Genomic DNA, 12453 nt, shown 5'->3' with positions numbered 1-12453 from the left:
CGGCCGCCGTCACACTGCGTTGACCGGCCGCGGACGTCGGACCAGCGCGTGGACATCTCGCCGTCGCGCCCTGGCGCGTAACCACGGGATTTGGGTGACTCCCGCAGTTGCGGCCCCCACCTCCCTTCGAGTGTAGCCCTCCACCCAAGGGCTGTCCCGCAAGTGATCCAGGCCCGGCCCTCACCGGATCCCGTGAGGGCGAGGTTGTGGTCCGGCGCCACGGCGGAGTAAGCGGAACGGCATGGTCCCCGTCGGCCCGGTACGCGCCCTGCCGGCACCGTTGCGTTCCGCCCTATGATCGTCACTCCGCGTACGAGGGGGGCTGGTATGGGGGCAGGCGGGGCGGCATCGCAGCGGGCGCAGGACGCGCGGCGGCAGGAGCGGTTACTCCGGGAGCAGTGGCAGGCCGCCCGCCGGCAGGCCCTGCGGTGGGGTGCGGTCGGCGAGGGCGAACAGCGGGTCCTCGCCCAGCTGTTGGTACTGACGGCGCGCGGCTGGCGGTTGCTCGTCGACCGGCAATGGTCCGGAACGGCGACGGCCGAGGCGGACATGCTGCTGGTGGGGCCCGGCGGTGTCTTCGTCATCGACGTCACCGCCGGCGGCGAGCCGGACGACGCACACGCGGCCGGGCTGCTCGCCGCCACGAAGGCCGCCGAGAGCGCGGTGGCGTCCCTCGGCATGTCGCCGGTGGCGGTCCAGCCGCTCGTGGTGTTCGCCGGGCAGCGTGTCGACACGAGCCGCGGCCGGATACGGCTCCTGGGCGAACACGAGATCGGCCCCGTGCTGCTGTCGCAGCGGCACAGGCTGCGCGCGGAGTCGGTCCGGGCGATCGCCGATCATCTGGAGCGGGTGTTCCCGGGCTACGCGGGGTCGGCGGTCGACCAGCAGATGCCGCAGGCGCCCGAGCAGCACCGACCGAGCTCCCCTGACGGGCTGTTCGACCTGGAAGGGCTGCGCGACGCGGCCTTGAAGGGAGCGATGCAGGCGCCGATCGAGCAGTGGATGACCTTCCTCCACCCCGATCAGGTAGCACTGGTGCGCCGCAACTGGGCGGGCCCGGCCCGCATCAGCGGACCGGCCGGTACCGGCAAGACGGTCGTCGCCCTGCACCGTGCGGCCCATCTGGCCCGGCGGACGACCGGCCGCATCCTGTACGTCACCTTCGCCAACAACCTGCCCCGGGTGCAGAGCACCTTCCTCAGGACCATGGCCCCGGCCGTCGCCGACCGGGTGGACTTCCGCAGCCTCCACTCCTGGGCCCAGGAGTTCCTGCAGGAGCGGGGCATACCGGTGCGGCTGCACGGGGACAAGGCCGAGACCGCCTTCAGTCTCGCCTGGAAGAACGTCGGCCGCGAGGGCCGCCTGGCCGGCCTCGACCCGGCCCCCACGTACTGGCGCGAAGAGATCGACTACGTCATCAAGGGGCGGGGCCTCACCCGCTTCGAGGAGTACGTGACCCTCCCCAGGCGGCGGCGCAAGGCGCGCCTCCACCGTACGCACCGGCAGTCGGTCTGGGAGCTGTACGAGGCGTACGAATCGCTGCGCGGCGAGCGCGGCGTCCACGACTTCAACGACGTCCTCTCCCTGGCCCTGGCCGAAGCGGCACGCCGGCGCGAGCGGCCCCCGTACGCGGCCGTCATCGTGGACGAGGTCCAGGACCTCACGCTCGTCGGCGTGCGCCTCCTGCACGCGCTCGTCGGTGATGTGCCGAACGGTCTGCTGCTCGTCGGCGACGGCCAGCAGACCGTGTACCCGGGCGGCTTCCGTCTCACCGACGCGGGCATCGACATCCGCGGCGACCGCGGACAGGTGCTGCGCACCAACTACCGCAACAGCAAGCAGATCCTGGACGCGGCCCTCACCGTCGTGGCCGACGACGCCTTCGAGGACATCGACGGCCTGCGCACCCCGGGGCGCCGCGACGTCGACCTCACCTACCACGACGGGGACGTCGTACGCGTCACGAGGCCCACGGTCGACGCCCACGACAGGGAACTCCTGGACGCCCTGCGTTCCCTGCCCGACGGTGGGCGTGCCGACACCGCCCTGCTGTGCCCCTCCATGCGCGCCATCGGCCACTACCAGCGGTTGCTCACCCAGGCGGGCATCCCGGTGTGCCAGTTGGAGCACTACGACGGCCGCGCGGTCGACGCGGTGAAGCTGGGAACCTATCGCAGGGCCAAGGGCCTGGAGTTCAAGAACGTCTTCCTGCCCCGGCACGATGCGGTGTTCGCGAAGGGGACGCCGGCCGGCACGGCGGGCGGTACCGCGGGCGGTACGGAGACCTCGGAGACGGCCCGGGAGCGCGAGGAACTGCTGCGCAGCCAGCTCTTCGTGGCGATGACCCGGGCTCGTGACCTGCTGTGGCTCGGCAGCGTCACCGCATAGGGGAAGACACCCCCTAGAGGATGGGGAGGCGTGCTGCCAGGGTGCGATGCGTCCTGGCCGGTCGGCCACGGCTTGTCCAGACTCGGTCGGGCGGAGCCATCCGCTTCGAGCGAGGAGTAGGGCAGGTATGAGGAACGAAGCCAAGGTCGTGGCCATCACCGGAGCCAGCAGCGGGATCGGGGAGGCGACGGCGCGGCGGCTCGCTGCAGATGGCCACCGGCTGCTTCTGGGCGCGCGCCGCAGCGATCGGCTCGATGCGCTCAGCCATGAGATCAACGAGGCAGGTGGTACCGCCGCCTTCCAGCGGCTGGACGTCACCGACGCCGGCGATGTACGGGCCTTCGTGGCCGCCGCCCGGGAGCGCTACGGCCGAATGGACGTCATGGTCAACAACGCCGGGGTGATGCCGCTCTCGCCGCTGGACGCGCTGAAGGTCGACGAGTGGGACCGGATGATCGACGTGAACGTGCGGGGCGTGCTGCACGGGATCGCCGCCGCCCTGCCGGTGATGCGCGCCCAGGGCGGCGGGCACTTCGTGAACGTCGCCTCCGTCGGCGCGTACGAGGTGTCGCCCACCGCGGCTGTCTACTGCGCCACCAAGTATGCCGTCCGTGCCATATCCGAAGGGCTGCGCCAGGAGTCGGACGGCTCCGTCCGGGTCACTCTGGTCTCCCCGGGGGTGACCGAGTCGGAGCTGGCCGAAGGGATTTCCGATCCTGCCGCGCGCGAGGCCATGAAGGCCTATCGCGCCGTGGCGCTGCCGGCGTCCGCCATCGCCGACGCCATTGCCTACGCCGTCGCCCAGCCGACGGAGGTCGACGTCAACGAGATCGTCGTACGCCCCGCTGCGAGTGCGCAGTGACCGCGGGGGCCGAAGGTGCGTACGAGGACCTGCTGCGCCGACTGCGGGTCCTGGAGGACAAGGAAGCGTTGCGGCGGCTCATGATCCGCGGCTGGCGGGCGCTGGACCGCAAGGACTGGCGGACCTGGATCGAGTGCTGGGCCGAGGACGCGGTGCTGGAGTTCGGGCCGTGGGGAGAGATCCGTGGGAGGGAGGCGGTCCGGGCGAAGGTGGAGGAGGCGGAGGCGCACTTCCCGAGCATGCAGCACCACATTCTGAACATGGACTTCCAGGTGGAGGAGGACCGGGCGACGGGCGTGGGGTACATGTGGTTCGTCGCCGTGACGGGGAGCGGGCAGAGCTCTTCGCCCTACTCCATGGGCGGTCCGTACGACTGGGACTTCCGCCGGAGCCCCGAGGGCGGCTGGCACCTGGTCCGCCAGAGACTGGGTGTCTGGTGGACCGATGGGGAGGAGGCGCCGGGCCTCGGCTAGGGGGTGTCTTGTCGGTCAGGCCGGATCAGCGAGCGTGCGTGCCAGGCACCGCGAGCCCGGCCTGATGGGCGAAACACCCCCTGGGCCGTCTCGTCTCCTGACGGCCGACGGTCCAGGTCGTGAACGGGCAGCGGCAGGTGTGTCGCCCTGCTCGTACGCCGACACGTTCCGCAGAGCCCTCGCTGGCAGTTCATCCACGGCAGGGCGGACGACGCCGAGGAACTGGTGTCGTCCGTGGAGCAGCGGATCGAGGAGGAGAAGGGCGAGCGGCTCCCGCCGCCTGCCGGTGAGATCACCATCCACCAGCGCAAGAGCATCGGCTTCGGGGCCGGACCGGCTACTGCTTCGCCGTGATCGCCGCGGGCAACTTCCTCGGCCCCCTGCTGCTCGGGAAGCTGTTCGACACGCTCGGGCGCCGGATCATGATCTCCTCCACGTACCTGCTCTCGGGTGTGCTCCATCGCCTTCTTCCACGCCCTCGGCACCGCGGCGGGAGGCATCAGCGGACCGCTGATCTTCGCCGACCTCACCGAGTCGGGTGGGGTCGGCGGCCCCGACCGGGATCCGGCGCCGACGAGGGCTCCCGGCAGGGTCACCGGCGGTGGTACGTCCGGGGGGTTGCGCGGTGTGTCTGCGCGACCGGTGGAGGTGGAGTCCCCTTCAATGGCGCCGCATGACCTTCTCCGCACCGCACCAGCCGTCCACGCGCGCCACCGCCCCGTACACCCGCCGGTCGGTCCTCACGGGAGCCTTCGCCCTCGCCGCCGCCACGGCACTGCCGCTCGCCACGGCGGGGCGGGCGTCCGCCGCCGCCCCGGACATCATCGGCTGCGCCGCCTGGGGTGCGCGGGCGGCGTCCGAAGCCGTCGTCGTCCTGGACAACCGCCCGGAGCGGATCATCGTCCACCACACGGCGACGGCGAACGTGACGGACTACTCGAAGCAGCGCGCCTTCGCCCTCGCCCGCGCGATCCAGACGTACCACATGGACGCGCAGGGCTGGATCGACACGGGTCAGCACTTCACCGTCAGCCGCGGGGCCTTCGTGCTGGAGGGACGCCACAACAGCCTCGCGGAGCTGCGCACCGGCACCCGCCAGGTGCGGGCGGCGCACTGCGTCGGACAGAACACCGTGTCGATCGGCATCGAGAACGAAGGCACGTACACCTCGCAGGACCCGCCCGCGGCCCAGTACGCGGCCCTGGCCGACCTGTGCGCCCACATCTGCGACCAGTACGGCCTGGCCGCGTCGGAGATCTACGGCCACCGCGACTTCAACGCCACCGCCTGCCCCGGCGACCACCTCTACGCACTGCTCCCGACCCTCCGCAAGGACGTCGCCGCCCGCCTCGGCACGCCCGCGCCGGAGGAGGCGGCCGACCCCATCGAGGAGCTGGTCCGCCAGGCCACCGGCCGGCCGGCCTCGGAGTACGCGGAATACCTCCCGGCCGGTCTCCTGCCCTGACGGTGCGCCGCCGCCCCGGGCCACCACCCGGGGCTACAGCCGCCAGTACGTACCGGCACGGGAATCGACATGCACCACGTGGCGGCCGACGCGCACCACGTGGTGGTCCGGGCCGGACCAGGAGCCGCAGGCGCCGTCGGCGGCGGGCAGCGGGGTCCAGATCTCCAGGAAGGTGCCGCCGTCCGGGTTGGTGCCCCGCTCGACGAGGTTCGCACCGTCCCACCGGAAGGTGCCGGCGTCTTCCCCGGGCTCGCCCGTGAGGTGGTGGAAGTGCACCTGGGAGCCGTCGAAGGACGTCGTACCGGCGAAGCCACGGCTGTCGGCGTAGTACGACCCGGCCTGCAGCCACACCACTTCGCGGTCCTCGACGAGGGGTCCGCCGTTGCGGCTGATGCCGCGCCGCAGCCAGGCACCGTGCTCGGGCACCGGGACGCCGGGGCCGTCCGGGACATGCCCGGCCGGCCCGGGCTCAGGCGCGGTCATCGGCGGCAGGCTCGATGGCCTCGGCGTCCTTGGTGTCCTCGGCGGGCTCCTCCACGGCCAGGAGCGTCAGCGGTACGTTGCCGCGTACGGCCTGCGAGTACGGGCAGACCGCGTCCGCCCGGTGCAGCAGGGGCTGGAGGTCCGCCGCCCGCCACCCGGGCAGGCTGACGGTGAGCGCCACCGCGAGGCCGTAGCCCGCGGGCGTGTCCGTGGTGCCGAGCCGGACCTCGCAGGCCACGCGCGCGGTGGAGGCGTCCGCCCCGAACTCGGCGGCGACCTCCGCGAGCGCGGAGGTGAAGCAGGCGGCGAAACCGGCCGCGAACAGCTGCTCGGGGTTGGTGGTGCCGGGCACCTTCTTGCGCGGCGGGGCGAGGCGGACGTCCAGGCGTCCGTCGTCCGTGCGGACGGATCCGGTACGTCCCCCCGCGGCGTGCGCGGTCGTCCGGTACAGGCTGCGGGTGAGTGGCACGGTCATGACGTACGGCCCATCTTGCTCGACGAGGACGCTGCCCGGGTGCGGACAGCGGACGGCGCCGCTCGTGCGGCACCTCGCGTCGTCGTGCGTAACCGGGTACGGCGCATCTCGTCCGGGGCCGTGGACCGGCCGCCGGACAATCTAGCAACGCGCTCCGCGGCCCGGAGACATCCTCCGCGGTGAAGTTCCTCACGGGCCGCGGCGCCGACCCCGGTCGCCGGCGCCGCGGCCCGCTTCCTACACTCGCCCCGTGGACGCGATGAGATGTACGTACTGCGGTGGCGTCGGCCTGGAGCCGGGATTCGTCGAGGACGCCGGGGAGGGGGCCCGGGGGTACGCGCGCTGGATCGCCGGGGCGCTGGAACGCGGCATGTTCGGCGGTGCCAAACGGCTGGGGAAGCCCCGGCGGCGCATCGAGGCGTACCGCTGCCCGCACTGCGCCCACCTGGAGCTCTTCGCCACCGAATCCGTCTGACGGCCGGCCGCCGTGCCCGGGGTCAGGGCGCGTGGTGCCGGATGCCCCGCTGACCGGGTACCCGGGTCGACCGGGGAGCGCCCGAGCGGCGATGGCCGGCCCGCTGTCGCCGGCCCGGGAACGGGTTGCGCCGCACGGTGGCGCTGGGGGCCGCGATCAGAAGGCCGACAAGTGCGAGGACCGCGACGAGGATGAGCACGTTGACGAGATTCATGGTCCTGCCTTTCGTCGAGTATTGACTGCCTGTCACTACATCTTGTTACCAAATCACGGGACGTTAAACACAGAGGGTGACTGGAGATGCTGTGGAGGCCGCGCCGGTGCCGCGCCGGTGCCGTGCCGGCAAAGGCCGCCGGAGGCACGTCACTTGGGTTCACACGGCCAGGTCGACGCGTACCGTCTCCACCCAGGGCGGGGGCGCGGGCGGGGAGTTGCCGATGAGTGCGGCGATCAGCCGGCACGACGGGGTCTCCTCCGGCCACGGCGTGTACCCGTCGGTCAGCACGACCACGACGTTCGGCCGGTCGGGCAGGGCCAGGGCCGCACCGATGCCGACCCGCATGTCCGTGCCCCCGCCACCGGCCAGGGTCACCTCGCCGGCACTGCGCACCCGGGTCACGGCATGCACGTCGGCGTCGCACGCGAGGACGGCGACCCGGTTCCCGCCGACGCCCACCTCCCGCAGGACGCCGGTGACTTCGGCGAGGGCGGCCGCGAGGTCGTCCGGGCCCATCGATCCCGAAGTGTCGATGACGACGGCCACCCGCGGCAGCGGCCTGCGCAGACTGGGCAGCACCACCCGGCCGCCGAGCGCGGGTGTCCGGCGCGAGGGGCGGCGGTACGTGTAGTCCACCGCGCCGGCCGCCCAGGCGGCGGCCTCGCGGACCGCTCCCGACAGAGCCTGGCGCCAGTCGACGGAGGGCTCCAGAAGTTCCTCGGCCCACCGGGCCCAGCCCTCGGGGACCCGGCCCCGGGTGCGCCGGTGGGCCCGTACGGCCTCGGCGGTCTGCCGGCGCAGCGCCTCGGCCTCCACCGGGCCGACCCGGGCGGGGCCGCCGTCCTCGCCCAGCTCCCAGGGTCCGGGGGTGCCGTGCGCACCGGAACCGCAGTCCGGCCCGTGGAGCGTCGGGGGAATCGCCGGCAGGTAGGTCTCGAACAGGCCGCCCGTGGGCAGGCCGTAGAGCCTGGGCTCCATCCGGCCCTCGGGCAGCACCAGCCCGTCGGCCAGCAGGTCGTCGTTGATCTCGCAGTCCTGGGCGATGTTGACCCGGACCGGATCGCGCTGGTCGGCGGCCGGCAGACGCCCGGCCCGGCCGTGGTGGTCGCGCAGCAGGTGCGCCACCTCGTGGATCCACACCCCGGCCAGTTCGACGACCGGGGTCGCCTCGACGAAGGCGGGCGAGACGTAGCAGCGCCAGTGCCGGTCCACACCCATGGTGCGCACCCCGGCCGAGGGGACGACGGTCAGGGCGTACAGCGCGGAAGCGAGGTACGGACGGGTCTCGGCGGCCTTGTAACGGGCTGCCAGCAGCTTCGCTCGGTCCAGCTCCGGGCGCACGGCGGACCGGGCTCAGTTGCCGCCCGGCAGCGAGCCGGACAGCTGGAGCAGTTCCACGAAGGCGTCGATGCCGGCGGGCACCGGCCAGTCGAGGTCGCGCATCGCGGCGAGGTCGGCGGCGGCGCGGGCGGCGACGTCGGGCACGCCCGCGTCCACGGCCTTCGCGAGGACCACCCAGCCCGCCTCCCACCGGGGGCGGGTGAGCTCGCTCTGCACGGCCGCGACCACGGCGATGAGAAAGGCCAGCTGCCGGTCGCCGCGCTCGGGCAGGGCGAAGGCGTCCGGGTCGGCCAGCACCCGGTCCGGGTCGGGCAGGTCGAGGTGTTCGAGGTACGAGAGCAGTTCGATCCCGGCGGCTTCGCCCACGGCGCCGGTGAGCGCGGCTGCCAGCGCCTCCCGGCCCGTCGAGGCCGCGTATCCCGTGGCCAGCAGCCGCAGGGCCATCTCCCAGGTACGCGGGGAGGGCCAGCCGCGGCCCCGTCCGGCGGCCTCGGCCGGCATGTGGTGGACCAGGCCCGGCCGGGCGGTGAGGAAGCCGGAGACGGCGCCGCGGGCCCGGGCGACCGAACCGGAGGCCTTGGCGGGATCGACGGCCGGGATGGCCACCTCGGGCCAGGTGCCGGCCATGCCGCGGGCCACGGTCCGCGGGTCGTGCGTCCAGTCGAGGTGGACGAAGCGGTTCGCGAGCGGCGGGCTGAGGTGCCAGCCGTCCGCGGCGCTGGCGGGCGGATTGGCCGCGGCGACGATCCGTACGGCCGCCGGCAGTTCGAGGCTGCCGACCCGGCGCTCCAGGACCACGCGCAGCAGGGCCGCCTGCACGGCCGGCGGGGCGGAGGACAGCTCGTCGAAGAACAGCAGCCCGTGGCCGGTACGGGCAAGGCGGACCGCCCAGTCGGGCGGGGCCATGGGGACACCCGTGGTGGCCGGGTCCTCGCCGACGATGGGCAGCCCCGCGAAGTCGGAGGGCTCGTGGACGCTGGCGATGACGGTCTCCAGCCGCACGCCGAGCGCGGTGGCGAGCTGCTCCATGCCGGCGGACTTGCCGATGCCCGGCTCACCCCACAGGAGGACGGGCTGGTTGGCCGTCACGGCCAGTGCCAGTGCCTCCAGTTGGGGGTTGCTGGCGGGTTCGGTACGGGTGGCGCCCAGCCGTGCACCCAGGGCGTCGGCGGCCGCCAGGGCTCGGGCGGGCTGTGGCTGGGGCTGGGTCGCACTCACGCGTCGTCGTCCTCTTCCTCGTCGTCCTCGTCGTCCTCGCGGTACTCCATGTGTTCGTCGTACCAGTCGGCGCCGATGCCGGGGAACTCCTCGTCGACGCGGTCCCGCAGGAAGGTGAGGTCGGTGCGCCTGTAGCGGCGGATCACCTGGGACAGCGACAGTTCCATCTCGTCGGTGACGTCGGTCCGGGAGCCGGCCGCCAGCAGGTCCCTGACCAGATCCGCCGAGCCGCCCCAGTGCACCGCGGACAGCAACGGGGTGCGCTGCCCGTTGTCCCGTGCCTCCAGGTCGAGTCCGGCCGCCAGCAGCCGGGGCAGCAGCACCTTGTGGTCGAGCAGGTTGAGCGTGTGCAGCAGGCCGCGGCCGCGGGCGTCCCGGATCCGGGGGTCCATACCCGCGTCCAGCAGTGCCACCACGCCCGGGGTGTCGCCGTGCTGGATGCGCAGGAAGAGCTCGTGCCGCTGGGCCCGCAGGGCGCGCGGCAGCCGCCCCTCGCCCGTGGTCCAGCTCTGCTGCACGGCGAAGCACCCCGAGACCGCGCCGCCGAACGCCCGCATGGCACGCTCGCGTCGCTGCTCCTCGGGGGTGTGCGGTACGTCGAGTACGCCGCCGCGTGAGCGCACCTCGTGCCATCCGCCGCGGCAGCGCACGCGTACCGGCTTGCCCGTGTCGGGAACGGGCGGGGCCACGGCCGGCCCGGCGCCGGGGAACAGCGCGGCGGACACCAGCGGGTGCAGCTCGCGCGGGGAGATCAGGCCGGTCCGGACCAGTTCGGGATCGGGGAGCCGCTGCCAGGCGTACCGGGGCAGGGCCGGTACGGCGAGTGCCTCGGCCTGTTCGACGACGCGGGCCCGGAGCCCGTCGGGACCGATGTGTTCCAGCAGCAGGTAGGAGCGCCAGCTCGCCGCGATCCGGTAGCGGTCGCCCGCTCCCGCAGCCACCAGCCGGGCCACCTCCGGTACGAGCCGGCCGAGGTCGATGGGCATCCCGTCGAGGATGGCCTTCGGGTCCGTCGGGCGCTGGTAGGGCTGCGGAGCGGGGACGCTCAGGTCGCACTCGATGCCCGCCGCCGCATAGGCCCCGACCGTGTCCCCTGCGGCGCGCAGCGCGGCGATCCGCTCGGCGAGGCCGTCCGGGTCGGCGAAGCGCGCGCCCAGCTCGGACGCGCGGCGGGCGTCCCAGAACGGCCGGACCGCGGTCCAGTCCTCCGCGGCGAAGCCGCGCCCGGTGTACACGTTCCACTTCTTCGTGGTGACCGGCGCGCAGTGCAGGCGCAGCCGCTGCGGGCCTTCGCTCATGTGGGGTGTGGTGACCGACAGGGTCGGACCGCCGGGGCCGCCGTAGGAGGCGAGCAGGATCCGCAGGTCGGTGGCGATGGTGGTGCGGCCGCCCCCGTAGCGGGGCAGGTGCCAGCGCAGCAGGTCCGGGGCGAGGTACCGCAGGTCCTCCGACACCGCCTCGGCCACGGAGGCGCCGTAACGGGCCGCGAGGTCGGGCAGCTCGAAGCCGACGTCCACGGCGGCGGCCGCGCAGGCCGCCCGCCAGTCACCGGCCAGCCGGTGCGCGGTGGCCTGCTCGATCATCCAGCCGGGCACGGCGTGGCGGCGGATCCGCCGCCACGCCAGACGGTTCTCCGGCCGCAGGCCGCCGGGCAGTTCGGCGTTCTCCCCGCTCACCGGTACACACTGCCGATGGCGAGCAGGTCCGGGTGGGCCGCCCGGGCGGGACGGAGCCGTTCGGTGAACGAGCGCTTCACGCGTCGGGGCAGGCCGGGACCCAGCCCGACGTACTCCAGCGGGCTGTCCGCGGGCACCGCCGCGAGCAGGCTCTTCGCACCGCGTCCGGTGAGGCCGGTGTGGCGCAGCTCCAGCCGGCGCAGGGGGCTGCCGGGGAGGGCCGCGGCCAGGGCGTACGCCCCTTCGTCGCCGGGGTCGTTGCCGGGGGAGCCGAGGCTGCGCTCCGACATGGTCCGTCCGAGGTCGAGCCCTTCGATGCCGCCGAGGGAGGCGGCCAGGCTCCGCGCTCCGGCGGCGCCGATGCCGTTGCCGCCGAGCCCGAGACGGACCGGGTGGGCGGAGTCGGCCGCGGCGCAGGCGAGGGCCGCGGCGCCCTCGTCGCCGAGGTGGTTGGCGGGGACGTACAGCTCGCGTACCCCGGCCTCGCGTATCAGGGCGGCCAGCAGCGGGGCGGCGTCCGGGCCGAGGCCGTTGCCGCCGAGGAAGAGCCGTTCCAGGGGCTGCTCGCGCTCCAGCAGGGCGTCGAGCAGGAGGCGTACGCCGTCGGCGCCGATTCCGGTGTTGACCAGGTCGAGGGTGCGCAGGGCGGTGTTGCGGCGCAGCAGCGCGGCCACGGTGCGGGCGCCGTCCCCGAAGAGCGGGTTGCGCTTGAGCCAGAGGGCGCGGACGGTCGTGTCGTCGCCGAGGGCGCCGGCGAGGGAGCTCACCCCGTCCGGGCCGATCCGGTTGCAGCCGAGGTAGAGGGTGTGCAGCCCGTGGTCGCCCGTGAGGGCTTCGGCCAGGGTGCCGGCGCCCGCGTCGCCGATGGCGTTGGTGCCGAGGAGCAGGTGCCTGGCGTGGGCGGAGGCGGTGGCGGCCGGCAGCAGGCGGGCCGCGCCGGCCGGGCCGAGCCCCTGCTTGCAGAGGTCGACGCGGCCGTCGGTGCGCAGAGTGCCGAGCGGGAAGGTCTCGTCGGTCTCGACGGACCGGTCCGCGGCGAGCCGGGCGAGCAGCGGGTCGAGGCCGGCCGGGTCGGCCGGTGGCAGGTCGGGGTGCTCGATCGCGGGGCACCGTACGGGTGTCGGCTGTGTCATCACCACTCCACCGGTTTCATTCGCCGGTGCCCGGCGTCCATCACGACTTGAAGGGAGAACTGCGGAAGTAGACGCAAGACCGGTCGGATTCGAACCGACGTCCTCCAGCTCGATGCGTGGGCGCGACGACCTCTGCGCTACGGCCTTGCTGCCGGCGATCATACCCACCCGGCGGCCGGAAATCGATCACCAGTTTGGCCGGTTGGTCCGTGCGCGATCGTCGCGGCCGTCACGCCCTGCGAGGTGG

The 12453-nt window shown here is 73.7% G+C and carries 12 protein-coding genes, 2 pseudogenes and 1 riboswitch; of the genes and pseudogenes, 6 read left to right on the top strand and 8 right to left on the bottom strand.

Translation table 11 applies throughout. The features are described 5' to 3' along the window. The first annotated feature begins 327 nt into the window (after positions 1-327). The 5 genes and pseudogenes from ACFY0D_RS11580 (at position 328) to ACFY0D_RS11560 (ending at position 5188) form a co-directional block, all read left to right on the top strand. Entirely contained in the window at positions 328-2388 is a 2061-nt protein-coding gene (locus tag ACFY0D_RS11580) for a UvrD-helicase domain-containing protein (RefSeq protein WP_390798128.1), read from the top strand. A 127-nt stretch (positions 2389-2515) separates the two neighbouring features. Further along, positions 2516-3250, top strand: a complete 735-nt coding sequence (locus ACFY0D_RS11575) for an SDR family oxidoreductase (RefSeq protein WP_390798127.1) — start codon at positions 2516-2518, stop codon at positions 3248-3250. Further along, the gene (locus tag ACFY0D_RS11570) at positions 3247-3723 is read left to right on the top strand and encodes a nuclear transport factor 2 family protein (RefSeq protein WP_390798126.1); all 477 of its coding nucleotides are present in this window, start codon (positions 3247-3249) and stop codon (positions 3721-3723) included. Before ACFY0D_RS11575 ends, ACFY0D_RS11570 begins: the two co-directional genes overlap by 4 nt. Before the next feature lie 141 nt (positions 3724-3864). Then, positions 3865-4272, top strand: a pseudogene (locus ACFY0D_RS11565) (MFS transporter); the annotation flags it as partial. Positions 4273-4396: 124 nt separating this feature from the next. Then, a complete protein-coding gene (locus ACFY0D_RS11560) occupies positions 4397-5188 on the top strand; it encodes a peptidoglycan recognition family protein (protein WP_390798125.1) in 792 nt (263 codons plus the stop codon). A 33-nt stretch (positions 5189-5221) separates the two neighbouring features. On the opposite strand, the gene ACFY0D_RS11555 is transcribed toward ACFY0D_RS11560, so the two are convergent. Beyond that, a complete protein-coding gene (locus ACFY0D_RS11555; RefSeq protein WP_390798124.1) occupies positions 5222-5671 on the bottom strand; it encodes a hypothetical protein in 450 nt (149 codons plus the stop codon). Continuing rightward, positions 5658-6146 (bottom strand): Ohr family peroxiredoxin, encoded by a 489-nt coding sequence (locus ACFY0D_RS11550; RefSeq protein ID WP_390798123.1) that lies wholly within the window; start codon positions 6144-6146, stop codon positions 5658-5660. The genes ACFY0D_RS11555 and ACFY0D_RS11550 overlap by 14 nt, the downstream gene beginning before the upstream one ends. Positions 6147-6219: 73 nt before the next feature. Continuing rightward, positions 6220-6282: riboswitch (guanidine-III (ykkC-III) riboswitch) on the bottom strand. Positions 6283-6405: 123 nt separating this feature from the next. Between ACFY0D_RS11550 and ACFY0D_RS11545 the strand changes: the two genes are divergently transcribed. Further along, positions 6406-6621 (top strand): hypothetical protein, encoded by a 216-nt coding sequence (locus ACFY0D_RS11545; protein WP_382505271.1) that lies wholly within the window; start codon positions 6406-6408, stop codon positions 6619-6621. Between the two features lie 22 nt (positions 6622-6643). Here the strand turns inward: ACFY0D_RS11545 and ACFY0D_RS11540 are convergent, their stop codons facing one another. From ACFY0D_RS11540 to ACFY0D_RS11515, 6 genes and pseudogenes are all read right to left on the bottom strand, one after another. Beyond that, positions 6644-6835 (bottom strand): hypothetical protein, encoded by a 192-nt coding sequence (locus ACFY0D_RS11540; protein ID WP_390798122.1) that lies wholly within the window; start codon positions 6833-6835, stop codon positions 6644-6646. Between the two features lie 159 nt (positions 6836-6994). Beyond that, positions 6995-8179 carry a VWA-like domain-containing protein gene (locus tag ACFY0D_RS11535; protein ID WP_390798121.1) on the bottom strand — a complete coding sequence of 395 codons (1185 nt, stop codon included), beginning with the start codon at positions 8177-8179 and terminating at the stop codon, positions 6995-6997. Positions 8180-8191: 12 nt separating this feature from the next. Further along, positions 8192-9397, bottom strand: a complete 1206-nt coding sequence (locus ACFY0D_RS11530; protein WP_390798120.1) for an AAA family ATPase — start codon at positions 9395-9397, stop codon at positions 8192-8194. Continuing rightward, the gene (locus tag ACFY0D_RS11525) at positions 9394-11073 is read right to left on the bottom strand and encodes an ankyrin repeat domain-containing protein (protein WP_390798119.1); all 1680 of its coding nucleotides are present in this window, start codon (positions 11071-11073) and stop codon (positions 9394-9396) included. Before ACFY0D_RS11525 ends, ACFY0D_RS11530 begins: the two co-directional genes overlap by 4 nt. Continuing rightward, positions 11070-12206 carry a gala protein gene (locus ACFY0D_RS11520; RefSeq protein WP_390798118.1) on the bottom strand — a complete coding sequence of 379 codons (1137 nt, stop codon included), beginning with the start codon at positions 12204-12206 and terminating at the stop codon, positions 11070-11072. The genes ACFY0D_RS11525 and ACFY0D_RS11520 overlap by 4 nt, the downstream gene beginning before the upstream one ends. 74 nt (positions 12207-12280) lie before the next feature. After that, a pseudogene (locus ACFY0D_RS11515) lies at positions 12281-12353 on the bottom strand. Between the last annotated feature and the right edge of the window lie 100 nt (positions 12354-12453).

Origin of the sequence: Streptomyces sp. NPDC001502 (assembly GCF_042894785.1) — a bacterium.
GTDB lineage: Bacteria > Actinomycetota > Actinomycetes > Streptomycetales > Streptomycetaceae > Streptomyces > Streptomyces kutzneri.
The sequence above is the reverse complement of the archived record's forward strand: the minus strand, read 5'-3'. Positions and strand labels throughout refer to the sequence as shown.

Excerpts from the sequence above, each read along its gene's own strand:
- ACFY0D_RS11580 (WP_390798128.1), top strand. The coding sequence starts at position 328 with ATGGGGGCAGGCGGGGCGGCATCGCAGCGGGCGCAGGACGCGCGGCGG.
- ACFY0D_RS11575 (WP_390798127.1), top strand. The coding sequence starts at position 2,516 with ATGAGGAACGAAGCCAAGGTCGTGGCCATCACCGGAGCCAGCAGCGGG.
- ACFY0D_RS11560 (WP_390798125.1), top strand. The coding sequence starts at position 4,397 with ATGACCTTCTCCGCACCGCACCAGCCGTCCACGCGCGCCACCGCCCCG.
- ACFY0D_RS11555 (WP_390798124.1), bottom strand. The coding sequence starts at position 5,671 with ATGACCGCGCCTGAGCCCGGGCCGGCCGGGCATGTCCCGGACGGCCCC.
- ACFY0D_RS11550 (WP_390798123.1), bottom strand. The coding sequence starts at position 6,146 with ATGACCGTGCCACTCACCCGCAGCCTGTACCGGACGACCGCGCACGCC.
- ACFY0D_RS11545 (WP_382505271.1), top strand. The coding sequence starts at position 6,406 with ATGAGATGTACGTACTGCGGTGGCGTCGGCCTGGAGCCGGGATTCGTC.
- ACFY0D_RS11540 (WP_390798122.1), bottom strand. The coding sequence starts at position 6,835 with ATGAATCTCGTCAACGTGCTCATCCTCGTCGCGGTCCTCGCACTTGTC.
- ACFY0D_RS11520 (WP_390798118.1), bottom strand. The coding sequence starts at position 12,206 with ATGACACAGCCGACACCCGTACGGTGCCCCGCGATCGAGCACCCCGAC.